Origin of the sequence: Candidatus Syntrophocurvum alkaliphilum, from assembly GCF_009734445.1 — a bacterium.
Taxonomy (GTDB): Bacteria; Bacillota; Syntrophomonadia; order Syntrophomonadales; family Syntrophomonadaceae; genus Syntrophocurvum; species Syntrophocurvum alkaliphilum.
Window position 1 is genome coordinate 1,509,713 of record NZ_CP046457.1, and the last position, 25,120, is coordinate 1,534,832.

A 25,120-nucleotide genomic window follows, 5' to 3' on the forward strand; every position below is an offset into this window, starting at 1 on the left:
TTATTCTTAATGTTACACTTTTAAAATTTTCTTTATAGCTGGAGCTGATTTTTGAGTTAAATCATAATAACCACTATCTGTTCTAACAATAGGCTTACTTTTGTTAGCAGGGTCTAAATATATTATTGTTCCACGATCACCATTAGCAAGTTCAACTTTATTCTGAATATTACTTACTAACATTTTTTCATATAATAATCTTGTAATCTTAGCATCTAATTGACCGAAAGACTGGTCTTTAAGGTTTGCAATCGCTGCAAATGGGTTCATGGCTGTTGCATATGGTCTATTTGAAGTCATAGTATCAAATGCCCCTGAAACTGCTACAATTCTTGCATATAGTGGGATATCACTCCCGGGACAACCATATGGATAACCACTTCCGTCTAAGCGCTCATGGTGTCTTAGTACCCCAATAATTGTTTTTGGTTTTACCCACTCTGTTTTTGTTAAAATTGATGCTCCTATTATAGGATGTGTTTGCATTATCTTCCATTCATCAGCATTTAATTTACTACGTTTATCTAAAATTTTATTTGGAATCCTATTTTTACCAATATCATGTAAGCATCCCGTAATTGCTACCTCAACAACTTCCTCCATACTAAGACTAAGCCACTGACCAATCATGGCACATAAAATCCCTGTATTTAGAGAATGACTTTCATAAGTATACATGTTATTATCCTGCAAGCGTTTACATTTAAAATAGAAATCAATATGGTTATTTGCATTTGTCGCAAAAACAATTTTTAAAATATCAACTAATGAACTAACCAACTCTTTTTGTAGTTGCTTGTTATATTTGCCTCTTAATGCTGTTCTTTTTAATTCAAAAATAATTTCCTTATATACTTTGTTGAATTCTTGATGTGATAAGTTGTGTTGTTTAAATTCATTTATTTTTTTGTTAGTTTTTTGTTGCAATTTTGGTTCTTTTTCTTCATATACATCAATATAAACATTTTCTATTCCTTTTGTTTGTAGAGATTTTAAAAAATCTTCACTTATAAGTACCCCTCTTCTAAGAAGTAAGTTTCCAAAGGAATTATATATATCCTGTCCGAGAAATTCCCCGGGTTTTAAATCAACAACTTTAATTTGTTTTCTCATTATTAAAAGCTCCCTTTAAAATTGACTCATTAGTATTTTTATCGTAAAAATATAATATTGGTTTCACTGCGAAAAGCTAAACTTAGACTATGGAATCGGCTGAGCAAACATGTTTATCTTGCTTTTTCAATCTTTCCTTTTATAATTGCTGAAATAATATGATCCTCATTTGAAATTTGTCCATTATAGGTTACATATGCACTAGATTCTTCAATTTTCTTAATCTTTACTGTTATTTTTTGGCCATATCTTATTTCTTTCTTGTATAATATTTCCAGCTCCTTTATACTATAATTTTTCTCTCCCATCATATATATGGCTTCCAAAAACCAATCTGCATAAATAATATTATTTACATGCCCATTTGTATCAATATCATTTTGGCGAACATTAAAAGTACATTCATGTTCATAATTATCAAAAGAACTAAAATTACTAGGAACATATTCAATAGCTTGTCTTGGATTTAAAATCGAAGTATCAAAATTCTGTGAATCTATCTTTTTAGGTTTCATTTTTACTGTATCAATTAAAAAAGAAATAGACTTAGCTTTTGCAATTATATCATTATTTGAATTTTTAACTTCAAACTCTCTAGTACCTTTAAAACTTTTAGCCTGAGAAAGCCATGTTTCTATAAATAACTTATCTTGCCATTTAGGGCTCTGCTCAATTTTGATATAATATCTATAAATCATCCAAGTTTCTTGGTTTTCTTTTAAGGTATCCATACCAGCATTAATTGATTTAAGATGCAAAAAGGCAATTTCTTGAAAATAGTTCATTAAACTTGTTAATTTAAGTTTATTTAGATAATCTGTATCATGATAGTATATAATAAATTCTTTTTCGAATTTCATAATTTTCCTCCAAAGTTAATAAATTTATATTTCAAATGATACCGATATAACCCAAAATGTGCAAATCATGTTTGGTTTTTTAAAGTCCTTTTATTTAATATTAATGTTTGTTAAACTTATAGCGAATCAATAACATCCGGAGGTACTTTAATGTTTGAAAAAATTTTTGACGATACCTATATCGTCGCTAACAAAAATGGTAAATTTCCAGATTCTATTTGTACTTATTTTGATGACGAAGTTAAAACTCTTATCGACACAACTATGGACACAAGTTTTGTAAATTATTTTAATGATAAAAAGGTTGATTTAATAATTAATTCTCATTTTCATAAGGACCATTGTGGATCAAATCACCTATTCCCAAATGCAAAAATAATAGCTCATCCAGCTGACATACCTGCAATGCAATCTTTTACAACTTTTTGTGAATATTTTGGAATAAATGACTACTGTTCAGAAGAAGAAGCAGCCGAATTATTTTCTTGGTTAGATTTTCACCCCTCACCCATACATAATAAAATTGAAGATGGCGATATTATAGAATTAGGGAAAACCAAACTACAAGTAGTTCACACACCCGGACATACTCCGGGGCATTGTACATTTTTTTGGGAAGATAAAGGAGTCGTATTTAGTGGTGATATAGACCTTACTGATTTTGGACCTTGGTATGGGCATATAGTAAGTGATGTAGATCAAGTTATTAATTCTATTGAAAAAATTATGAAAATAAATCCAGAAGCAATTGTAAGTGGTCATAGAGGACTTATTACAGATAATATACAAGGGGAATTACGTAACTATTTAAATAAAGTATATGAAAAAGAAGAAAAAATCTTAAAAGCTCTAAAAAATCCTTTAACTCTAGATGAACTAACTCATAAGAAAATTATATATGGAAAATGGAGTGAACCTACTCATTTTTTCTATTTCTTTGAAAAACTCTCCCTACTTACACATTTAGAAAGACTACAAAAATTAGGATTGGTAAGTTTAGAAAATGATTTATATGTAACTAAATAAGTCATAGTTAAAAATAATAAAACCTGGGAATACCCAGGTTTTTATTATTTTTAATTAATCTGTTTATTTTCCAAATGCGAAAATTTTGTTAGCTCTAAATATAGACTTTTGTACTCCTTCGGAGTCAAAGACTGACTCCCATCAGATAATGCATCCTCTGGTTTCTGATGAACTTCTACCATTATTCCATCTGCTCCTGCAGCTAATGCTGCTTTTGCTACTGGCTTAATAATAGATCGTTTGCCAGTAGCATGACTAGGATCAACCAAAATAGGTAAATGTGAGAGCTCTTTAATCAAACTAACAGCTCCAATGTCTACTGTATTTCTGGTTAAAGTCTCAAATGTACGAATACCCCTCTCACAAAGAATCACCTGTTCATTGCCCATATTTAGTACATACTCCGCAGCAAGTAGCCATTCATCAATAGTTGCAGATAATCCTCTTTTAACAATAACTGGTTTATCTATTTTTCCAACCTCTTTTAGTAACGAAAAGTTTTGCATATTTCTGCTTCCTATTTGAATAATGTCACAATATTTATAAACATAATCTATATCTCTAACATCAAGAACCTCAGTTACTGCAGGGAGGTTAGTTAACATTTTTGCTTCATAAATAATCTGCAAACCTTCCTTCCCCATACCTTGAAAAGAATATGGAGATGTTCGAGGTTTAAATGCTCCCCCTCTTAGCATATCTACACCAATCTCCTTAAGTATTTGTGCTATTTCTAAATAATTATCTCTTGATTCTATAGCACAAGGACCAGCTATTATAGTACAATATCCTTCTCCTATTAATGTATCTTTAATTTTTATTATTGTATTTTGATTTAATTTTTCTTTGGAGGCTAATTTATATTCTCCCACTTTATACTCCCCCTTCCTATATCAAAGCCTGTTTGAAACTAATAGTTTCATTTTCAATTATGGCTGGTAAGGTATTTTTTTTATTATTTCTTTCTATCAAGTTAGCAAAGTGACTCCCTATTACAATTGCATCTGCTAAGTTTTTAAACTGTTTTGCTTGTTTAGGTTGTGAAATCCCAAATCCTAGTGCTAATGGAGAATCAGTATACATATTAACATTACTTAAATATTGTTTTATTTCCTCTTCTTCTAAAGATTTAACTCCTGTAGTTCCTCTACTAGAAACACAATATATAAAATCTGCATTTCGCTTACCCACTAACTCCATACGATCTTTTCTACTGCTTGGTGCTAGCATTGGAATAACCTCAACCCCAAACCCTTCTAAACGCGATAATTCATCTAACGGAAGATCTGGTACTATTACATTATTAATCCCTATATCTTTTAACTCGCTCATGCATTTATCTATACCCTTTTTATAAATAGGATTTAAGTATGAAAAAAGTATTATAGGAATATTGGTTGAATTTTTAACTTTATCTATAAAATCTAAACACCTATCTAAATCCAATCCATTATTAACTCCTTGATGATGAAAACGCTCTAGCACTTTACCGTCTGCCACTGGATCTGTAAACGGTACACCTAGCTCAAGTAAATCACAACCACCTTGTTCTAAAGCCTTTATACAGTCAAGACATAAATCCTCATTAGGTATTGCTGACATCATAAATGCTATTAATCCCATTTCTCCTTTATTTTTTAATTCTTTAAATTTATCTTTAATTATTGACATTAAAATCCTCCTCAATAATATTAGCTACTGATTCTACGTCTTTGTCACCTCTACCTGATAAGTTAACTATAATTATTTCATTATTTTTCATTGTAGGTGCCTTTTTTATTGCATATGCAACTGCATGGGCACTTTCTAAAGCCGGTATAATTCCCTCAGTTTGACTTAGAGTTTTAAAGGCTTCAAGTGCTTCCTTATCTGTTATACTTACATATTCAACTCTTTCTTGCTCTTTTAAAAAAGCATGCTCTGGACCAACTCCAGGATAATCTAAACCTGCTGAAATTGAGTGAGTTGGGAGTAAATGTCCGTTCTCTTCCTGAAGCAAAATACTAAGTGATCCATGCAATATTCCACTCGTACCTTTATTTAAAGTTGCACAGTGTTCTTTTGTCTCTATGCCTTTTCCTCCACCTTCAACTCCAATAAGCTCGGTATTATCATGTATAAAATCATAAAATATTCCTATTGAATTGCTACCTCCCCCAACACAAGCAATAATACTGTCAGGTAATCTATTTTCTACTTCTAATATTTGTTCACGGACCTCTTTTCCAATAATAGACTGCATATCACGTACAATCATTGGATAAGGATGTGGTCCTACTACTGAGCCAATCACAAAATAAGAATATTCAAAACTTGCTATATAGTCACGAAAAGCTTCGTTTGTAGCATCTTTAAGTGTTTGACTTCCACTGGAAACCGGTATTACTTCAGCACCAAGCATTTTCATTCTAAATACATTTAGTTTTTGTCTCTTAACATCCTTTGCTCCCATATATACTGTACACTCTAACCCTAGCACAGCCGCTGCTGTAGCTGTTGCTACTCCGTGCTGACCAGCTCCAGTTTCAGCTATTAAACGCTTTTTGCCTATTTTTTGGGCTAAAAGTGCTTGACCAATAGTATTATTAATTTTATGTGAACCAGTATGGTTTAGGTCTTCTCTTTTAAGATATATTTTTGCACCACCTATTTCGTTTGTTAACCGACTAGCGTAATAAAGTGGAGTCTTTCTGCCCACATAGTTAGCTAAATAATGTTTAACTGTATTTTTAAAATCATTATCTAAATTTACTTGCTTATATGCTTTGTCTAGTTGATCTAGAGCTGGTATTAATGTTTCTGGTACAAATCTACCACCATAATTTCCAAAATATCCTTTATTATTTGGCATCATAATTTTTGTGCCTCCTTTACCTTAAAAATAAATTCATCAATCCTTTGTGTATCCTTAATTCCTTGTATAGATTCAACACCACTAGAAACATCTACAGCATATGGTTTAAATTTTTTAACTACATACCCGATATTTGTTGGGGTTAAACCCCCAGCAATTATTACTCTATAACAACTAATAATATCCTCTATTAAACTCCAATCAAACGTTTTACCAGTACCACCTCGTTTATTCAAACTATACGTATCAAAAAGATAGGCAAATACTGACCAATCTTTTAAGTCTAATGGTGTTATTTTTTTATTAACTGCAAAAGCTTTAATAACAGGAATATTAAGCTCTTTTACATAATCTTTATTTTCATCGCCATGTAGCTGTACAAAATCAAGATTACACTCTTTAGCTACTGTATTGACATTATCAATTGACTCATTTACAAAAACTCCGACTTTAGCTATTCCATCACCTATCTTATGATTTATAAATGCTGCCTTCTCAATAGTGATTCTTCTAGAAGATGGTGCAAAAATTTCACCTATTGCCCAAGCACCTGCTTTTTTTGCTTTTAGAGCATCCTCATAGCATGTAATTCCGCAAATTTTAATTTTAGTCATAGCTACGCCTCCCGATAATAGGCTAGCTCTTTAACCTTTGCGGGGATATTATCAGCCACAACAATTGACTCACCAACTAAAACCGCATTTACTCCTGCTTTTTCTAAAAGAACCAAGTCTCTTTGGCTTTTGATTCCACTTTCACTGACTTTAACTATTGAATTTGGAATATATTCAATTAACTCTAAAGTTGAGTCTATACTTACTGTAAAATCTTTTAAATTTCTATTGTTTATTCCAATAACCTTTACTGGTGTATCCAAACATTTATTAATATCTGCTCTATCATGAACTTCTACAAAAGGTTCTACACCCAACTTAAAACATTTTTCAACTAGATTAAGTAGAACATTATAATCAAGAATACGAGATATTAATAATACTGCATCTGCCCCTAGTACTGCTGTTTCATAAAGCTGTAATTCATCAATAATAAAATCTTTACGCAGAATAGGTACATCAACAGTTTTTTTTACTAATGATAAATATTCTTTTTCACCTAAAAAATATTTATTATCAGTTATAACTGATATAGCTGTAGCTCCATTCTTTTCATATATATCAGCAAGTTCAACTGGATCAAATTGATTACATAAAACTCCCTTAACCGGTGAAGCCTTTTTTACTTCAGCTATAACTGATATAACGCCATTTTCTCTTTTTAGTGAATCTAAAAATTTTCTGTTATCTAAACCTGGAAAATATTTTTCTATCTTCAACTCTTTTTTTAAGAGTTTAATTTCTTCCCTTTTTATATTTATAATACTATCTAACATATGACCACCTGATCTCTGCTATAGGAAATCACTGATCTTAAGGTGCTTAAGGCCTTTCCTGAGTCGATAGCTTCTTGTGCAATTAAGATTGCTTCAGTCATGCTTTTTGCTTTATTAGCTATCATTAAAGAAGCAGCCGCATTCAGTAATACAACATCAAGACATGGTCCTTTTTCACCACTTAGTAATTTATAAATAATACTGGCATTTTGCTTTGCATTAGTGCCTTTGATGTCTTTTAATTGAATAGAATTTATTTTAAATTTTTGTGGATCTATATGATAAAATTTAAGCTTGTTTCCATGACACTCATAAACACGAGTTAATCCAGTTGGACTAATCTCATCCATCCCATTACATGCATGTATAACCATTGATCTTTTACGACCTAGCTTTTGTAAGGCTTTAGCCATGGTTTCTTGTAAGTTAACATCGGATACGCCTAATACTTGATAAGTAAGTTGAAATGGGTTTAAAAGTGGTCCAAGAAAATTAAATATAGTAGGAACTCCAATATGTTTCCGTAATGGAGCTAATTTTTTAAGAAGTGGATGATAATATGGGGCAAACAAAAATGTTATACCTGTCTTATCCAGTAATCGTTTGCTGTCATCAGGTGTAAGATCAATTTTAACACCCAAAGCCTCTAGAACATCAGCACTTCCACAAGCACTGCTGATAGCTCTATTGCCATGCTTAGCTACAGAAACTCCACAACTAGCAGTTACTAAAGCCGCTGCTGTAGAAATATTAAATGTGTTTAATCCATCTCCTCCCGTACCGCATGTATCAAGTAGTTCAAAATCAGTTTCTAGCTTTATGGAACGATCTTTTAATCCATTTACAAAGCCTATAATTTCATCTTCGCTTTCCTTGCGAGTTCGTAAAGCAATTAAAAATACTGCAGCCTCAACTGCATCAACATCATTATTTAGTAGTTGTTCAGCTACTTTATATGCATCATCACTTAAAAGATGCTCTCCGCTAATAATGCGTTTAGCATAGTCTCTAAACATATTTTTTCTCCTCTCATCTCTTCTTATCTGTTCTTTTCTCTTCTTCTGTTAAGAAATTTTTTTAAGCTAGTTTCTTAACATTCCAATCGTTCTTCACTTTAATAAAGTTGGCTAATAAGTTTTTTCCCTCTGTTGTCATAATCGATTCCGGATGAAATTGCACCCCCTCTACTGGATATTTGATATGTTTAATTCCCATAACCTCGCTAAATTCACTTCTAGATGTTATTTTTAGGCATTCAGGTAAATTGTTTTCATTAATTATTAGTGAATTATAGCGTGCTGCGGTAAAAGGATATGGCAAACTATGGTATAAGCCTGTTTTATTGTGATATATATTTGATGTTTTTCCATGCATTAATCTTTCATTCACAAATACTTCTGCACCAAACACATAACCTATACATTGGTGTCCTAAACACACACCTAAAATAGGAATCTGATTATAAAACCTAGCTATTACATCTAAGCAAACTCCAGATTGCTCAGGTCCAGAAGGACCAGGTGAAATAATAATAGCCTCTGGTTTAATTTCTTCTATCTCTTCAACACTAATTTCATCATTATATACAACCTTTAAATCTTCACCTAATTCCTCCATATACTGGACAATGTTATATGTGAAAGAATCATAATTATCAATCATTAAAATCATTTTATCTCCTCCGCCATCAAGATTGAAATCATTAGAACACGTGCTTTATGAAGTGTCTCTTCAAACTCCGCTTCAGGTACCGAATCAGCAACTATTCCCGCACCTGTTTGAAAATAATAAGTGCCCTTCTTATATAAAATAGCTCTTATAGTTATACAAGAATCTAGGTTTCCATTAAAATCAATATAACCAACTGAACCCCCATAAAGTCCTCTAGAGTCCTTTTCTATATCTTTAATGAGTTCAATTGCTTTTATCTTGGGCGCTCCTGTAAGAGTGCCAGCAGGAAAACAGGATTTAAATGCATCTAGGTTATCTAATCCCTGTTTTATTTCTCCTTCGACAGTTGAAACAATATGCACAACATGTGAATATGGCTCTAGAACCATAAACTTTTTTATTTCAACAGTACCTGTTTTACTTATACGACCAATGTCATTTCTTGAAAGATCAACTAACATTAGATGTTCAGCTCTTTCTTTTTCATCATTTAGTAATTCTTCTTTTATTATTTTATCTTGATCTTCATTTCCTGTGATTTTACGAGTACCTGCTATAGGTTTATTAATAACTTTATTATTCTCTACTTTAACCTGAGTCTCCGGTGACGCACCTATTAAAGTATAGTCTGAAAAATTGATATAGAACATATATGGAGATGGATTTATTTGTCGCATAATTCGGTAGACACTCCAAGGTAATGCATGGCTTTTTTTACTAAAACGTCTAGATAAAACTACTTGAAACACATCTCCTTGGTTAATGTGTTTTTTAGCTCGGTTTACAAAATTCATAAACTTACTTTTGCTTACATTGCTTTGAAATTTATCAACTATTTCATTATCGTTGTATCTAACATTAATTGAATATTTTTTTTTAAAACAACATTCTGAGTACGCTAAATTATAAATTTCATTTATCTCTTTTATAGCATTTTCATATTGTTCTGTGTTAATTTCTTGACCTTTAAACCAAAACATTATCCTCAGTTTTTGCTCTATACGATCATAAACAATAATTTTTCCAGGCAAGAAAAATTTTTGCCCATATATATAATTATTAATTACTTGGTTTGTGTATTTATATGATGTGTAATCATAATCCCACACTCCAATAAAACCACCTGTAAAGTGGTCAAAATCTAATTTTTTAATTTTGGAATTTTTAAGAAATGACCTTATTTGTTCTTGGGCCGTTGTAGATATGCTATTAGTAATTTCCTTTAATGAATGGAAAGCAATTATTGAGTACCTTCCATTTTCATCACCTATTAAACTTTCTAGTATACAGGAAGGAGAAGTTAAATTTAATTTCTCATATAATAATGAACTATCAAGCTCCTCAACCTTAAATTCACCATATATTGGTATATAATCATATGTTTTTGCTTGGTTATAAAAATCTAAAAATGACAAATAAAAACCAGTACCTACACGAGTACTGGTATTAGAATACATAAATCTACTCATCTCACTCTCTCCTCAACTCATCTCTTAACTCTTCTCATCTAGGTAAAAATTTATTCAATTGTTATTACAAACTCAAGTATATAAAAATATTATTAATCTGTCAAATAAGTTTCACAAATAGTTATATTTAAATTGAGACAGATACACTTAATTTAGGCCTAAGTAATTCAATAATTTTTCCGTAGGTTTGCCATTTTCATCCCATCCACGTTTCCGATAATACTCTTTTTTTAGTACGTCTAATGGAACTCGACTTCTTTTATCTGCTGGTACTTGACATTCTTTCACTAATCTATGTGGTAATCTGTCATCATTTTTAGTTAATCCCATTCTTATATTAAATAATCTTTCAATATTATATCCTCTTTCCCCAATTTTTTTTAGGATAGGAAAAGTAATATTAATTCCTGTTACTGCTGTTAATACCTTTGTATGTGGAAGGGTTGGAATGTGGATTGGCATATTATCAATAATTGAACTATTAATTATTGCTGCACTAAATCCAGAATGCTTTATAACTTTACCTGTGAAATCACTCAAAACAGAGCCACATTCATTTATCAAGCTACTAGGCATTGTAGCATAGGTTGTAAATATACAGGTTCCACCTGCTGATACAGCTTCTAATAAGTCTTGTTGAAGCATTGTAAATTCAGCTTTTGCTTTAGTGGTATAAGGATCCATCCCAAGTCCAAGTCCTTCAAGAAAAATTAAATATCCGCCATTAATATGACATCCTCCACGGTTACTAACTGCATAACCTAGACCCTGCCCTACTGCTCCTCTAGGTTCATAAGCAGCAAGTTCTAATCCTTTAGAATGGATAGCATAATTTTCACCACCCATTATTTCACTCAATCTTTTTACACCTTCAGCTAATAAATCTCCTATTCCTTTTCTATATGCTATGTCATACAATAATTCTTCTATATTCTCTACTTCACCAAATTTTAAATCACAATCCCATAAGCCATTTTCAGATAGTTCCATAGCAAAGCCAATAACCCCTCCGGTGCTTATTGTATCCATCCCTAATTCATCCAAAATATAATTCCATCTAATTATTAATTCTAAATTATTATTTTTTAAATTTGGTCCCAACAGACCAAGAGTTTCTAATTCTGGTCCTCTTACATGCTTTCCATTAAATTCAACTACTCTCGAGCATTTAATAGGACATCCAATACATCCAGTATTTCTTATCAAAAAGTTTTCTTTCATGTATTCACCTGATACTAAATGATAATCATTAAATCTACCATATCTATAGTTTCTTGTAGCCAGTTGCTTATTAGCTTGCATTTTTCTTATTAAATTCGCTGTTCCTAGTTCAGGTAATTCTTTTCCCGTTATAGAATGGTTTTTTAGCAATTTAACAAACTTTTTATTTAATTTTATAGCATCCTGTTTATTAGCTATAGGAGTTTTTTTATTTCCTTCTGCAGTTATAGCCTTCAAATTTTTAGAACCCATGACTGCACCTACACCACCACGTCCTGCAACTCGTTCTTGGCTAAAAATAGATGCATAGCGAACTTTATTCTCACCTGCAGGACCAATTACTATTTTTCCTTTAAATTTAGGAAGTACTGCCTGAGTCGAGCTAGTTGATTTACCCCATAATTCCGTAGCATCATGTATTTTTACAAAGTCTTCTTTTATTTCAATCCATACTGGAGTTTTAGATTTCCCCTTAATTATTAAACCATCATATCCTGCTTTTTTTAAATGTAAGCCAAAACTTCCACCACAATTAGATGAAGTAAGAAGTCCAGTAAGTGGCGATATAGTAGATATGTTAAATCTATTAGAGCTAGGTGTGCCTGAACCGTTAAGCGGGCTTGTAGTAATACATAATAAATTATCAGGTGAAAAAGCATCTATTGGGGTTTTTATATTATCGTATAATATCTTTGCTGCCATAATTTTTCCACCTAAATACATCTCTCTATCATTATCGCTCCATGGATAATCATTAATACTATTAGTTGTTAAATCCACTAGTAATACTTTACCCATGTAACCACCAAGTTTGTTCAATCATATCCCCCCAAAGTATTATTTGTGAATTAAATTTATAAAAACCTAACATCTTACCATTGTTTTATATTATTATTCTTTTAAAATTAAAAATAGTCTTACAGTAAGTAATGTTTAAAATAGGTAAGTACCATTGTAACACTTATTAACAAAATTAAAAATCAAGTTAGAAATATACTAACTTGATTTAAAAAATCATTCAAAATCATATTTATACTTACATATTAAAAGACCACGATGCACCACCAAATAGAATTGCAGCAATAAGAAGCAAACGAAAAGCCTGCCAAAAGGTAATTGTATTTAAATTAAACACATCAGGCATAGTTATGTTCCATAGCCACTGAAATACTGCTACTACTAGGAAAAATATGGCTATAATTAAAAGTAATGCTAAGATAAGATTAGGCATAAATAACATATTCATTTTTTCATCTCCTTATATAAAATATAAATATATATTCTTCACATAAAACAATTATTCTTCAATAATCCTCTTGCCAATAATCGTTGACAAGGAAGCACGGGGACGGTTCTTTTGCTTCCTAAAAAGGAAGCAAAAGAACCGTCCCCGCGCTTCCTTCCTCTTCCTTCTGTTTCTATAAAACTCCATAAAAGGTCAGAAAATAAATAAAACCTGGCGACGACCTACTCTCCCACAGCTTGAGCTGCAGTACCATCGGCGCTGGAGGACTTAACTACCGTGTTCGGGATGGGAACGGGTGTGGCCCCTCCGCCATTATCACCAGGAAATCTCATTTCGTTATTTAATTTTGAATTCTCAATTTTTAATTTTTAATTATGGTTAGGAAACGTAGTTTCCTTTTTATATATAGGCAAACTTGTTTGCCTTCCTTAATTAAGAATTAGCCTCGCTAGAGGCGTTAAAGTTCTTTGAAAACTGCAATACATGATAGGTTGTTCTTAATTTTTAGGTCAAGCCCTCGATCTATTAGTATCGGTCAGCTTAATGCATTGCTACACTTACACTCCCGACCTATCAACCACCTAATCTTGATGGGATCTTACTTCCTTGACGGAATGGGAAAATTTATCTTGAGGATGGCTTCGCGCTTAGATGCTTTCAGCGCTTATCCTTCCCAGACATAGCTACCCAGCTGTGCCTCTGGCGAGACAACTGGTACACCAGCGGTCTGTCCATCCCGGTCCTCTCGTACTAGGGACAGATCCTCTCAATTTTCCTACGCCTGCGATGGATAGGGACCGAACTGTCTCACGACGTTCTGAACCCAGCTCACGTACCACTTTAATGGGCGAACAGCCCAACCCTTGGGACCTTCTCCAGCCCCAGGATGTGATGAGCCGACATCGAGGTGCCAAACCTCCCCGTCGATATGGACTCTTGGGGGAGATAAGCCTGTTATCCCCGGGGTAGCTTTTATCCGATGAGCGACGGCCCTTCCACTCGGTACCGCCGGATCACTAAGCCCGACTTTCGTCCCTGCTCGAAATGTCTCTCTCGCAGTCAAGCTCCCTTTTGCCTTTACACTCTTCGCGCGATTTCCATCCGCGCTGAGGGAACCTTTGGGCGCCTCCGTTACTCTTTGGGAGGCGACCGCCCCAGTCAAACTGCCCACCTGACACTGTCCCTGCACCGGATTACGGTGCTAGGTTAGAATTCCAGCAGTACAAGAGTGGTATCCCACCAGTGACTCCAGTAAGCCTTGCGACCTACCTTCTTAGTCTCCCACCTATCCTGTACATGTACTACCAAAATCCAATATCAGGCTACAGTAAAGCTCCACGGGGTCTTTCTGTCCTATCGCAGGTAACCGGCATCTTCACCGGTACTACAATTTCACCGAGTCCCTCGTTGAGACAGTGCCCAGATCGTTACGCCTTTCGTGCGGGTCTGAACTTACCAGACAAGGAATTTCGCTACCTTAGGACCGTTATAGTTACGGCCGCCGTTCACCGGGGCTTCGGTTCATAGCTTCGCCCGAAAGCTAACCATTCCCCTTAACCTTCCGGCACCGGGCAGGCGTCAGCCTCTATACTTCATCTTTCGATTTTGCAGAGACCTGTGTTTTTGGTAAACAGTCGCCTGGGCCTGGTCACTGCGGCTCTCTCACGCTCATATATGGTTATATATTCACGCTAGCAGAGCACCCCTTCTCCCTAAGTTACGGGGTCATTTTGCCGAGTTCCTTAACGAGGGTTCTCTCGCGCGCCTTAGGATTCTCTCCTCACCTACCTGTGTCGGTTTTCGGTACGGGCACCTGTTTTCCTCACTAGAGGCTTTTCTTGGCAGTTTGGGCTCAGTGACTTCGGTACTATTTTTCCCTTCCCTTAACACCTCAGGCTTTTTGCCAGGCGGATTTGCCTACCTGGCACCCTACGTGCTTGGACGCACTCTTCCATCCGTGCGCTTCACCTACCCTCCTGCGTCACCCCTTCGCTGATAACGGCTTACAGGTGGCACTGGAATCTCAACCAGTTGTCCATCCCCTACGCCTTTCGGCCTCGGGTTAGGTCCCGGCTTACCCTGGGCGGACGAGCCTTCCCCAGGAATCCTTAGGTTTTCGGCGGGCAGGATTCTCACCTGCCTTCTCGTTACTTATGCCAGCATTCTCTCTTCCTAATTGTCCACTACTCCTCACGGTATAGCTTCTGCCTTTTAGGAATGCTCCCCTACCAACCTCTCGGTTCCGTAGCTTCGGTACTATGCTTAGCCCCGTTGAATTTTCGGCGCAGAGCCACTTGACCAGTGAGCTATTACGCACTCTTTAAATGGTGGCTGCTTCTAAGCCAACATCCTGGCTGTCTAAGCAACTCTACTTCCTTTCCCACTTAGCATAGATTTTGGGACCTTAGCTGACGGTCTGGGCTGTTTCCCTCTCGTCTATGAACCTTATCACCCATAGACTGACTGCCATTTTCTAACCTTATGGTATTCGGAGTTTGGGAAGGTTCGGTAACCTGGTAGGGCCCCTAGCCTATCCAGTGCTCTACCCCCATAAGGAATTCTTTGACGCTAGCCCTAAAGCTATTTCGGGGAGAACCAGCTATCTCTGAGTTCGATTAGCATTTCACCTCTATCCACAGCTCATCCACGCACTTTTCAACGTACTCTGGTTCGGACCTCCACGATGTGTTACCATCGCTTCATCCTGGCCATGGATAGGTCACTCAGTTTCGGGTCTACAGCATTAAACTCATCGCCCTTTTAAGACTCGCTTTCGCTACGGCTCCATCCTTTCTAGATTTAACCTTGCTTAATACCATAACTCGCTGGCCCATTATACAAAAGGTACGCAGTCACCCGTTTTAATCGGGCTCCTACTGCTTGTAGGCATACGGTTTCAGGTTCTGTTTCACTCCCCTTCCGGGGTGCTTTTCACCTTTCCCTCACGGTACTCTTCTCTATCGGTCGCTAAGGAGTATTTAGCCTTGGAAGGTGGTCCTCCCTGCTTCCTACCGGGTTCCACGTGTCCGGCAGTACTCGGGGTCTATTTTAAGCTCTAACTTGTTTTTAGCTACGAGACTTTCACTCTCTGTGGTCTATCTTTCCAGATACGTTCGCCTAACTAGTTAGTTTAAGCTTTGAACAACCTGCAAGTTGTTCCTAAATAGCCCCTCAACCCCTATTATGCAACGGTTGCAGCCTTACACATATTAGGTTTGGGCTCTTTCCCTTTCGCTCGCCGCTACTTAGGAAATCTCGTTTTGATTTCTCTTCCTCCGGTTACTTAGATGTTTCAGTTCACCGGGTCTTGCCTCCTTACCCTATGTTTTCAGGTAAGGATGTTAGAGGTTTGCCTCTAACGGGTTTCCCCATTCGGATATCCACGGTTCTACGCTCGCTTGCAGCTCCCCGTGGCGTTTCGCCGCTTGCCACGTCCTTCTTCGCCTCTTAGCGCCTAGGCATCCACCGTACGCCCTTAATATCTTGACCTAATTCACGCTATTAAGAACTTCTCTTCACTCGTTAAGTGAAATTGTTTTTACCTACTCATGTTTGCAGTTTTCAAAGAACTCTACGCACCTAAAGGTGCGAATTTTGAATTTTTAATTCTTAATTTTTAATTGTTATGAAAGCTAAAGCTTTCTTTTCTCAATATATTAGGGAAACTTGTTTCCCTACCTTAATTAAGAATTAAAAATTTAAAATTATTAATTATTTTATTAAAACTTCTAGTTTTAATAAAAGTAAAACGAACAGCTGAAAAGAATTAGCTTCGACCTAGGATATGAAGAACTATTTCATCTTCAGGTCTCCTTAGAAAGGAGGTGATCCATCCGCACCTTCCGGTACGGATACCTTGTTACGACTTCACCCCAATTACTAACCCCACCTTCGACGGTTGCTTCCTCATTTAAGAGGTTGGCTCACCGGCTTCGGGTGTTGCCAGCTTTCGTGGTGTGACGGGCGGTGTGTACAAGGCCCGGGAACGCATTCACCGCGACATGCTGATCCGCGATTACTAGCGATTCCGACTTCATGGAGTCGAGTTGCAGACTCCAATCCGAACTGAGAATGGCTTTTTGAGATTCGCTCCACCTCGCGGCCTCGCTTCTCTCTGTACCATCCATTGTAGCACGTGTGTAGCCCAGATCATAAAGGGCATGATGATTTGACGTCATCCCCACCTTCCTCCTGCTTGTCACAGGCAGTCCCATTAGAGTGCTCATCCGTATTGTTAGCAACTAATAGCAAGGGTTGCGCTCGTTGCGGGACTTAACCCAACATCTCACGACACGAGCTGACGACAACCATGCACCACCTGTCTCAACGCTCCCGTAGGCACTCTCTAGTTTCCTAAAGATTCGTTGGATGTCAAGACCTGGTAAGGTTCTTCGCGTTGCATCGAATTAAACCACATGCTCCACCGCTTGTGCGGGCCCCCGTCAATTCCTTTGAGTTTCAGCCTTGCGACCGTACTCCCCAGGCGGGATACTTATTGCGTTAGCTGCGGCACAGAAGGGGTCGATACCTCCTACACCTAGTATCCAACGTTTACGGCGTGGACTACCAGGGTATCTAATCCTGTTTGCTACCCACGCTTTCGCACCTCAGCGTCAGGGTCAGTCCAGACAGTCGCCTTCGCCACTGGTATTCCTCCTGATTTCTACGCATTTCACCGCTACACCAGGAATTCTACTGCCCTCTCCTGCCCTCAAGAAACCTAGTTTCAGTCGCAACCCCGAGGTTGAGCCCCGGTCTTTCACAACTGACTTAAGTTTCCGCCTACGCGCTCTTTACGCCCAGTAATTCCGGACAACGCTCGCCCCCTACGTCTTACCGCGGCTGCTGGCACGTAGTTAGCCGGGGCTTTCTATTAAGGTACCGTCACTACACCCATATGTTACTCAGGTGTATCTTCGTCCCTTAAAACAGAGCTTTACAACCCGAAGGCCTTCTTCGCTCACGCGGCGTCGCTGCGTCAGGGTTTCCCCCATTGCGCAATATTCCCCACTGCTGCCTCCCGTAGGAGTCTGGGCCGTGTCTCAGTCCCAGTGTGGCCGTCCACCCTCTCAGGCCGGCTACTGATCGTTGCCTTGGTGAGCCTCTACCTCACCAACTAGCTAATCAGACGCGGGTCCCTCCATAAGCGATAGCTTATATCAGAGGCCATCTTTACTATACAAGAGTTTCACTCGTATAGCTTATGCGGTATTAGCACCAGTTTCCCGGTGTTATCCCCCTCTTATGGGCAGGTTACCCACGCGTTACTCACCCGTCCGCCACTAAGTACATTAAACTTCCATCCGAAAATTTCCGTCTAATGACTCCGTTCGACTTGCATGTGTTAGGCACGCCGCCAGCGTTCGTCCTGAGCCAGGATCAAACTCTCCATTAAAATTATCTTTTAACCGTTTGATCGGCTTTAAACTCTTTTTATTAACTGGCCGGTCTTAATTACCTTAAGACCTTTTCGCACTAATTCTTTCAGCTGTTCAGTTTTATCAAGATCGCTGCCGCCTCTCTCTGGCGCGCAAGAATTATAATATCACCCTGCGCGAAGTTTGTCAACAAATAGTTCTTTGGTACATGCTTATAATTGCGGATTTGTATTCCATAAACTTAATTATTCTTTTATTTTCTACTTATCTTCCTTATATATAATAACTCAATATTTATGACTTAATTCAACTGAAACATAAATTAAAATCAAAAAAATTTAACTTCATTTATGTATTTTTCTATATATAAAATTGAAACACTAAAAAAGTAATTTATTAAGAAAGGACTGATTATGATAAATTATAAGAACTTATTTGGATCTTTATTATTTGGTGGTACTGTAATTGGAGCTGGTGTACTAGGACTACCTTTCGCTTTAGCGCAAGGTGGATTTTTTAGTGGGGCTATTCTTTTATTTCTTGGCGGTTTTTTTGCTTATATGACTTCAGCTTATATTGCAATATTAGCATACCAACAGGATAAAATATTGCCAGTACAATTAATATTAAAAAAATATCTAGGTAAAAACATCGGAATATTATCACTAGCTTCTGTAATGTTTATTTCTTATGGTGCTTTAATAGCATACCCTCTCGCGGCAGGTGAAATTTTCTCCACCCTTTTTGGTTGGCCGTTTTGGCTTGGAGCCCTTGGATTTATAGTTGTTATGACTGCTTTAGTTAGTCGAAGGCTTGGACAAAGTAATAAAATTAATTCTGCTGTAGCAATCACCTTAACCGTACTTTTACTATGGATTATTATTCGCTCTATTCCTTCTGTCGAAAATCAAAACCTAATGTTTTTTAGTCCAGGCGGTATTTTTGATGCTTGGGGAGTTGTAGTTTTTGCTTTTGCTGCACAAATGGTTATACCAAACGTTATTTATTATATTAATGCTCCTCTTAAAGATGCACTAAAAGTTATAAAAGGAGGATTAATCGGAGTAGGTGTTTTATATTTTGCTTTCTTTTTCGTAGCCATTGGTGCAATGGGAGAAAACGTTACTAGTGTTGCTACTTTAGGACTGGGAGCCGAAGTAGGAAGAGAAGTTATTGTCGTTGGGCAAATTTTCGCAATTTTAGCTTTAATGACTTCTTTTTTCGGTATTGCCCACTCATTACGTCTAACTTATGAAAGACAGTTCAAGTGTTCGCGCTTAGTTAGTCTAATGCTAATAGTTATTCCAGTTGTAATTTTTGATTATTTTCTTAGTGCAGGAGGAGGCGAAGCATTTGTGCGGGTTTTAGATTATGCAGGTGGAATCGGTTCAGCTCTATATGCTGGGATTATACCAGCAATAATAGTTTTACTTTTTAAAGATAATATTAAATTTCCTTTTGGTGTAATAGGTGCATATTTAACCATTATCTTTTATGGATTAACTTTAATATACACACTATTCTTTTAATTATTAATTTAATTATATTCAAACCAAAAAGGACGGCATAAGCTGCCGCCCAAGAATAATAAATTTGTTAAACGTGTTATCTAATCACAAGCCTTTTATACTAATTTATTGGACTTGCGCCAAATTTTCATTTTTTGAGCTTCCTTTATTAATTCATCTCGAAATTGTGGATGTGCAATATTTATTAATGCCTCAGCCCGCTGCCAGGTTGATTTTCCTTTAAGCATTGCCTTGCCATATTCGGTTATTACATAAAAGTTTATACTCCTAGGATCAGTAACAATCCCGCCGGGAGTTAGAGTTGGCTTTATGCGAGAAATAGTTTCACCATTTTTCCCTGTGGTAGTAGAACTCAAACAGACTAACCCTTTGCCAGCTTGGGACTTATACGAACCAAAAATAAAATCAAGTTGCCCGCCTGTTCCTGAAATATGCCTGACACCAGAAGATTCAGAACATGCCTGACCATATAAATCAACTTCAATAGCATTATTTATAGCAGTTACTTTATCATTTTGTCCAATCACAAAAGGATTATTAGTATAATTTACAGGGAATATAGCACAAACAGGATTCTCATCTAAAAATTCGTAAAGTTTATTACTTCCCATAGCAAAAGTATAAACCATCTTGCATTTATCTATCTGTTTGCGTCTTCCTGTAATACGCCCAGCCTCATACATATCTACATAAGAATCAACTAACATTTCTGTATGGACTCCTAAATCTTTTAGATCAGATTTTGCTATCATCGATCCAATTGCATTCGGCATAGCACCTATTCCTAATTGAATACAGGCACCATCTTCCAATTCTTCCATCACCAACTCAGCTACTTGGTTATCAACATCTGTTATTGGTAAATCAGGAAGCTGAATTAAAGGTTTGTTATCACCTTCAACTATATAATCAATTTCTGATACATGTATAGACTCTCTGTTCCCTCCTAAACATTTAGGAATTGATTCATTCACCTCAGCAATAACAATTTTTGCAGAATCACAAAAAGCCGGAGTCATTGAATTAGAAGTACCATGATTAAAAAAGCCCTGCTTATCCATAGGGGTTAATTTTATCAAAGCCACATCAACCGGAACATAACCTCTTTCATAAAAACTTGGGGCCTCATGATACGTAAGTGGAATATAAAAACAAAGTCCTTTATCATGTAATTTCCTGCTTGCACCACTAAAGTGCCAATCATTATATATAAAATGTTCCTGCTCCGGGTCCACTTCAACTGTCTTAGGAATAAAAGGACAAGTGGTAGTAATAATTTTTACATCATTCAATTCATCTTTGCGTTGAGCCAACGCCCAATCCAAGAAATGGGAAGCCATCACAAATTCACCATAATTAACTGTATCTCCTGATTTGACTGCTTTTAAAGCTTCGTTAGCAGAAACTAGCTTACTTTTATATTCAGCTAAATAACTCATTTATTTATCCTCCTCAATTTTTAAATACAAAGATTTATATATCTTTGCTCCATAAAGAGGCCATAGCAGGACCCCCACCAACACATAAAGAAGCTCCTCCAACTGTCAAACCAAGTCTTTCAATTTCATAGTATAGGCTTACTATGATACGCAAACCAGTACATCCAACTGGATGGCCTAATGCTATACCAGAACCATTATGATTAACTTTATCTAAATTAAGCTCTAAGCCGAAGTCTTCCTTAAGCATTTTACCTACACCCAGCCACTGGGCAGCAAATGCTTCATTAATTTCCCAATACTCTACGTCTTCAAATTTCATATCAGCCTGTTTTAGAGCTTTAGGTATAGCAACAGCAGGACCTAAGCCCATTACTTGTGGCTCTACCCCCTCACTACAGATATTTACTAATTTCATTATGGGCTTCACTCCTAATTCTTGGGCTTTTTCTTTAGCCATAAGAATTACAGCAGCTGCACCATCATTAATACCAGAAGCATTAGCAGCAGTTACCACGCCATCTTTTTTAAAGACTGGAGGTAATTTAGCCATTCCTTCTTGACTAGCATCTGGAATCATATGTTCATCAGTCACAAAATTCTTACTACCCTTTTTACTCTTAATTTCTACTGGTGTTATTTCACGCTCAAATATGCCATCTTGTACTGCTGCAGTAGCACGCTGATGACTCATTAATGCTAATTCATCACATTCTTCACGAGTAATCCCATATTTTTCAGCAATGTTTTCCGCAGTTATTCCCATATGTCCAGGAATTAGTTTGTCTATTAGTGCATCATGCAACATAGCATCTTCAATCTTGCCAGGTCCCATACGATAACCCATTCTTCCTTTTGGAAGAAGGTAAGGAGTATTAGTCATACTTTCAACACCTACTACCAGAGCAACATCGGTTTTACCTAGCATAATATTATGTGCTGCCACCTCTACAGCACGCATACCTGAAGCACAGTTTTGGTTAACATTAATTGCACTACTTCTAACCGGGAGTTCACATGCCATCCCAACTTGGCGCGCTGGCAGTGATCCAGACATATGAGGATAAACCTGCCCCATAGAAATCTCGTCAATAATTTCTGCTGAAATTCCTGCCCTCTTTATGGCATCTCTTCCTGCTGTAATTGCTAACTCATTGGCTGTTATATTTTTTAAACTTCCCATAAAACTGCCAATAGCCGTTCTACATGCACTTACCATTACAACTTCTTTAATCCCCACTACATAATCCCCCTCAAAACTTATTTTTAAAAATAAAGCCCCCTCTTTTTTATCACTACTCACCACCTCTCCATATCTCTTTATTAAAGGAAAGAAACTTGATATGTTATGATAGTTAGAAAAATGCACTAGCTTATCTTTAAAGCTTCATACCTAATTGATTTTCCTAAACTGTTGCAAGAAAGATGCCAGATTTTTTTCAATTTTATTTAAGCCCTGTTTTCCAATACATCTAGTGTAGTTTTGCTGCTAGGGTTGTAAGATATCAGATGGTACAATCGTTTCAATTTGCAACCCTATTTTTTAGCTTTGATGGATAAGAATGCTTTATATCCGATATTTTATTTTGCGTTGCAAACTGATACCTTGTTGTCCGTTAAAGACTAAAACACAAATTATTTTGTTTAACAGTAGCTATTAAAGTCTTGCTTTTATCTATAATTATTTTTTAGTTGCTTCACAAACATGGTTCCACTGCAAAAAGCTAAACTTAGAGTATGGAATCGGCTGAGCAAACATGTTTATCACGCCACTCATCGGTCTTAACCTCCATTTTAGCTAGCACTTATTATCTAAAATGATTTTTTATTTATACTTAGTCGTGATCTATGCACCACGCCTTGCTATTCGGGACTTAGATAAACATGTTTGCTCAGCCTTAAGTTTGTTGTAGTTACTTTTTGCAGCAAAATCAAACATGGTTTTTGCGTAAAAGCAGTAATAAAAAAAAAAATCTTTTATTTATCAAAAAGATTGTTTTTTTACTTAGTTATGTATTTTTAAGCACTTTAAATAATTTGGTCTTTATAAAATAGTGGGGGTACTTACAGACGTGAGGATTGAAAACTTTAAAGCAACTATTTTCGGCAAGAACCAATATTATACTTTTTCAGTTTTCTATAGAGAACAGATTTATTAACACCTAGGTTTTTTGCAGCCTGAGTCTTATTGTAATTACATTGTTGTAAAGCCCGTTTTATAGTTTCAATTTCTTGTTTCTCTACTGCCCGAGCAAGATTATTCTCACTATCATTAGCTTCCTGTTTTGAAACACCTTTAAATAAAGAAGGAAAATGTTCCTCGTTAAGACAAGTTTGTTTGCTCATGTTAGCTAAATTAATTGCTCTTTCTAACAAGTTTTCTAGTTCTCTAACATTACCTGGCCAAGAATAACTTTGTAACAACTCTATAGCCTTTTGTGAGCATTGGGTTACATTTGTTTCTATTTTTTTGTTAATCCTTAAAATTAAATCTTGTACTAGTAGGGGAAGGTCAGAAGGCCTCTTTCGTAAAGAGGGAATACTTACTCTAACAACATTTAGCCTATAATAAAGATCCTCGCGAAACTCCTCGTTTCTTACCATTTGCTCCAAATCCCTATTAGTGGCAGCTATAACTCTTACATCAATCTTAATAGGTTTTATTCCACCTACACGTTCGATTACTCTTTCCTGTAGAACCGAAAGCAATTTAGTCTGCATAGTCAAAGGCATATCACCTATTTCATCAAGAAAAATTGTCCCCCTTTTTGCCAGTTCAAACTTACCTGGCTTGCCACCTTTCTTTGCTCCAGTAAAGGCACCTTCTTCATAGCCAAACAATTCTGATTCCAATAGATTTTCCGGCAAAGATACACAATTTATTCTTACAAAAGGTTCTTTATTCCGCAGGCTAGCATGATGTATAGCCTGTGCAAATAATTCTTTTCCGGTTCCACTCTCACCAGTAATTAAAATTGTTGAAGTAGTATTAGACAACTGTTGAGCCATTGATTTAACCATGACAAACTCACTACTATTACCAATTAAATCTTTAAACTGCCATTTAGACTGGTGTATTTGATAAACTTCTTTTTTATATTTATTTAATTCTTTTTCTGTTTTCAATAATTTGGAAACTAGTATTTTAGCACTAGACATATCCATAAAAAGACTTCTACCTATGGCCCCAATAACTTTACCATTCTTAATAATTGGAGTACGTGTGATTATCGTATCATGTCCATTTATTGTCCATGTATCAACTTCATGCACTTCACCGGTTCTTATTATTTCTGGAAGCTTGGAATGGGGGGTTATTTCTAGAATATGTTTACCTACCACATCTTCTTTGCTCATATTAAGTACATTTAAGTAAGTTTGATTAATAAAGGTTATAACACCTTTTTCATTAACAATAACATATACCATATATGGACATTGGACGAGCGCTTCAGAAACAGCAGGAATTTGTTTTTCTTGTTCCTGCATTTTTTTTTATAAAAAATTTTTCTCTGTCCACATTTAAAAATAGGATCTTAGCTATAGCCCCTACAATTTCACCATCTTTAATAATTGGTATCCGTGATACTATTGTTTCCTGTCCATTAATCGTACAAACATCTATTTTTTCCATTTTTCTAGTTTTAAGTACTTCTAAAAGTTTTGAATTAGGTACTACATCTAGAATATATTTCCCCATTACATCTTCGAATTGTTTTCCTAACATATTAAGATAAGTTTGACTTGCTATTGTAATAATACCTTCTTTATTTACTACAACATAAGCAATGTATTGACTATGCATAAAAGCTTCAATTATAAAGTTATTTTCACGACTTTTTATATTTTTCAAAAGAATATACACCTCTAAGTTATATTTATTAGCATCTTATTATTGCTAATTTAGAATAATTCTTAAAAATA

General features: G+C 36.0%; 18 protein-coding genes and 3 rRNA genes. 2 read left to right on the plus strand and 19 right to left on the minus strand.

The features are described 5' to 3' along the window. Positions 1-12: 12 nt before the first annotated feature. Entirely contained in the window at positions 13-1,113 is a 1,101-nt protein-coding gene (locus SYNTR_RS07370) for an HD-GYP domain-containing protein (protein ID WP_156203908.1), read from the minus strand. Positions 1,114-1,226: 113 nt separating this feature from the next. Further along, the gene (locus tag SYNTR_RS07375; protein WP_156203909.1) at positions 1,227-1,973 is read right to left on the minus strand and encodes an acyl-[acyl-carrier-protein] thioesterase; all 747 of its coding nucleotides are present in this window, start codon (positions 1,971-1,973) and stop codon (positions 1,227-1,229) included. 150 nt (positions 1,974-2,123) lie between these two features. Between SYNTR_RS07375 and SYNTR_RS07380 the strand changes: the two genes are divergently transcribed. Next, positions 2,124-2,999 carry an MBL fold metallo-hydrolase gene (locus SYNTR_RS07380; RefSeq protein WP_156203910.1) on the plus strand — a complete coding sequence of 292 codons (876 nt, stop codon included), beginning with the start codon at positions 2,124-2,126 and terminating at the stop codon, positions 2,997-2,999. Between the two features lie 50 nt (positions 3,000-3,049). Here SYNTR_RS07380 and aroF read toward each other — a convergent pair whose 3' ends face one another. The 13 genes from aroF to SYNTR_RS07445 all read right to left on the minus strand — a co-directional run bounded on the left by aroF (position 3,050) and on the right by SYNTR_RS07445 (position 18,245). After that, positions 3,050-3,871: a 3-deoxy-7-phosphoheptulonate synthase gene (gene aroF, locus SYNTR_RS07385; RefSeq protein ID WP_156203911.1), complete on the minus strand. Its 822-nt coding sequence runs from the start codon at positions 3,869-3,871 to the stop codon at positions 3,050-3,052. 16 nt (positions 3,872-3,887) lie between these two features. Further along, positions 3,888-4,670 carry a tryptophan synthase subunit alpha gene (gene trpA, locus SYNTR_RS07390; RefSeq protein WP_156203912.1) on the minus strand — a complete coding sequence of 261 codons (783 nt, stop codon included), beginning with the start codon at positions 4,668-4,670 and terminating at the stop codon, positions 3,888-3,890. Beyond that, on the minus strand, positions 4,657-5,853 hold the full coding sequence (gene trpB / locus SYNTR_RS07395; RefSeq protein ID WP_156203913.1) for a tryptophan synthase subunit beta: 1,197 nt from the start codon (positions 5,851-5,853) through the stop codon (positions 4,657-4,659). Before trpB ends, trpA begins: the two co-directional genes overlap by 14 nt. Then, positions 5,850-6,467: a phosphoribosylanthranilate isomerase gene (locus tag SYNTR_RS07400; protein WP_156203914.1), complete on the minus strand. Its 618-nt coding sequence runs from the start codon at positions 6,465-6,467 to the stop codon at positions 5,850-5,852. Before SYNTR_RS07400 ends, trpB begins: the two co-directional genes overlap by 4 nt. Before the next feature lie 2 nt (positions 6,468-6,469). After that, positions 6,470-7,243 (minus strand): indole-3-glycerol phosphate synthase TrpC, encoded by a 774-nt coding sequence (gene trpC / locus SYNTR_RS07405; RefSeq protein WP_156203915.1) that lies wholly within the window; start codon positions 7,241-7,243, stop codon positions 6,470-6,472. Further along, positions 7,237-8,259 (minus strand): anthranilate phosphoribosyltransferase, encoded by a 1,023-nt coding sequence (gene trpD / locus SYNTR_RS07410; protein ID WP_156203916.1) that lies wholly within the window; start codon positions 8,257-8,259, stop codon positions 7,237-7,239. The genes trpC and trpD overlap by 7 nt, the downstream gene beginning before the upstream one ends. 61 nt (positions 8,260-8,320) lie before the next feature. Then, a complete protein-coding gene (locus SYNTR_RS07415) occupies positions 8,321-8,914 on the minus strand; it encodes an anthranilate synthase component II (RefSeq protein WP_156203917.1) in 594 nt (197 codons plus the stop codon). Further along, positions 8,911-10,383 (minus strand): anthranilate synthase component I family protein, encoded by a 1,473-nt coding sequence (locus tag SYNTR_RS07420; protein WP_156203918.1) that lies wholly within the window; start codon positions 10,381-10,383, stop codon positions 8,911-8,913. Before SYNTR_RS07420 ends, SYNTR_RS07415 begins: the two co-directional genes overlap by 4 nt. A 147-nt stretch (positions 10,384-10,530) precedes the next feature. After that, positions 10,531-12,423 carry an aldehyde ferredoxin oxidoreductase family protein gene (locus SYNTR_RS07425; RefSeq protein WP_156203919.1) on the minus strand — a complete coding sequence of 631 codons (1,893 nt, stop codon included), beginning with the start codon at positions 12,421-12,423 and terminating at the stop codon, positions 10,531-10,533. Positions 12,424-12,640: 217 nt separating this feature from the next. Continuing rightward, complete coding sequence (locus SYNTR_RS07430; protein ID WP_156203920.1) at positions 12,641-12,850, minus strand: hypothetical protein; 210 nt, start codon at positions 12,848-12,850, stop codon at positions 12,641-12,643. A 208-nt stretch (positions 12,851-13,058) separates the two neighbouring features. After that, a 5S ribosomal RNA gene (gene rrf / locus SYNTR_RS07435) occupies positions 13,059-13,173 on the minus strand. A gap of 182 nt (positions 13,174-13,355) precedes the next feature. Next, positions 13,356-16,339, minus strand: a 23S ribosomal RNA gene (locus SYNTR_RS07440). A 328-nt stretch (positions 16,340-16,667) separates the two neighbouring features. Further along, positions 16,668-18,245, minus strand: a 16S ribosomal RNA gene (locus SYNTR_RS07445). Together the 16S, 23S and 5S rRNA genes form the textbook arrangement of a ribosomal RNA operon. Before the next feature lie 396 nt (positions 18,246-18,641). On the opposite strand from SYNTR_RS07445, the gene SYNTR_RS07450 reads away from it, so the two are divergent. Further along, positions 18,642-19,757: an aromatic amino acid transport family protein gene (locus SYNTR_RS07450; protein WP_156203921.1), complete on the plus strand. Its 1,116-nt coding sequence runs from the start codon at positions 18,642-18,644 to the stop codon at positions 19,755-19,757. Between the two features lie 95 nt (positions 19,758-19,852). Here the strand turns inward: SYNTR_RS07450 and SYNTR_RS07455 are convergent, their stop codons facing one another. The 4 genes from SYNTR_RS07455 to SYNTR_RS11615 form a co-directional block, all read right to left on the minus strand. Further along, positions 19,853-21,196 (minus strand): acetyl-CoA hydrolase/transferase family protein, encoded by a 1,344-nt coding sequence (locus SYNTR_RS07455; protein ID WP_156203922.1) that lies wholly within the window; start codon positions 21,194-21,196, stop codon positions 19,853-19,855. A gap of 34 nt (positions 21,197-21,230) precedes the next feature. Beyond that, positions 21,231-22,436 (minus strand): thiolase family protein, encoded by a 1,206-nt coding sequence (locus tag SYNTR_RS07460; RefSeq protein WP_243140156.1) that lies wholly within the window; start codon positions 22,434-22,436, stop codon positions 21,231-21,233. Between the two features lie 857 nt (positions 22,437-23,293). Next, complete coding sequence (locus SYNTR_RS07465) at positions 23,294-24,685, minus strand: sigma-54 interaction domain-containing protein (RefSeq protein ID WP_243140157.1); 1,392 nt, start codon at positions 24,683-24,685, stop codon at positions 23,294-23,296. Further along, positions 24,648-25,049 carry a PAS domain-containing protein gene (locus tag SYNTR_RS11615; RefSeq protein ID WP_243140158.1) on the minus strand — a complete coding sequence of 134 codons (402 nt, stop codon included), beginning with the start codon at positions 25,047-25,049 and terminating at the stop codon, positions 24,648-24,650. Before SYNTR_RS11615 ends, SYNTR_RS07465 begins: the two co-directional genes overlap by 38 nt. Positions 25,050-25,120: the final 71 nt, after the last annotated feature.

Excerpts from the sequence above, each read along its gene's own strand:
- SYNTR_RS07370 (WP_156203908.1), bottom strand. The coding sequence starts at position 1,113 with ATGAGAAAACAAATTAAAGTTGTTGATTTAAAACCCGGGGAATTTCTC.
- SYNTR_RS07375 (WP_156203909.1), bottom strand. The coding sequence starts at position 1,973 with ATGAAATTCGAAAAAGAATTTATTATATACTATCATGATACAGATTAT.
- SYNTR_RS07380 (WP_156203910.1), top strand. The coding sequence starts at position 2,124 with ATGTTTGAAAAAATTTTTGACGATACCTATATCGTCGCTAACAAAAAT.
- trpA (WP_156203912.1), bottom strand. The coding sequence starts at position 4,670 with ATGTCAATAATTAAAGATAAATTTAAAGAATTAAAAAATAAAGGAGAA.
- trpB (WP_156203913.1), bottom strand. The coding sequence starts at position 5,853 with ATGATGCCAAATAATAAAGGATATTTTGGAAATTATGGTGGTAGATTT.
- SYNTR_RS07400 (WP_156203914.1), bottom strand. The coding sequence starts at position 6,467 with ATGACTAAAATTAAAATTTGCGGAATTACATGCTATGAGGATGCTCTA.
- trpC (WP_156203915.1), bottom strand. The coding sequence starts at position 7,243 with ATGTTAGATAGTATTATAAATATAAAAAGGGAAGAAATTAAACTCTTA.
- trpD (WP_156203916.1), bottom strand. The coding sequence starts at position 8,259 with ATGTTTAGAGACTATGCTAAACGCATTATTAGCGGAGAGCATCTTTTA.
- SYNTR_RS07415 (WP_156203917.1), bottom strand. The coding sequence starts at position 8,914 with ATGATTTTAATGATTGATAATTATGATTCTTTCACATATAACATTGTC.
- SYNTR_RS07420 (WP_156203918.1), bottom strand. The coding sequence starts at position 10,383 with ATGAGTAGATTTATGTATTCTAATACCAGTACTCGTGTAGGTACTGGT.
- SYNTR_RS07430 (WP_156203920.1), bottom strand. The coding sequence starts at position 12,850 with ATGAATATGTTATTTATGCCTAATCTTATCTTAGCATTACTTTTAATT.
- SYNTR_RS07450 (WP_156203921.1), top strand. The coding sequence starts at position 18,642 with ATGATAAATTATAAGAACTTATTTGGATCTTTATTATTTGGTGGTACT.
- SYNTR_RS07455 (WP_156203922.1), bottom strand. The coding sequence starts at position 21,196 with ATGAGTTATTTAGCTGAATATAAAAGTAAGCTAGTTTCTGCTAACGAA.
- SYNTR_RS07465 (WP_243140157.1), bottom strand. The coding sequence starts at position 24,685 with ATGCAGGAACAAGAAAAACAAATTCCTGCTGTTTCTGAAGCGCTCGTC.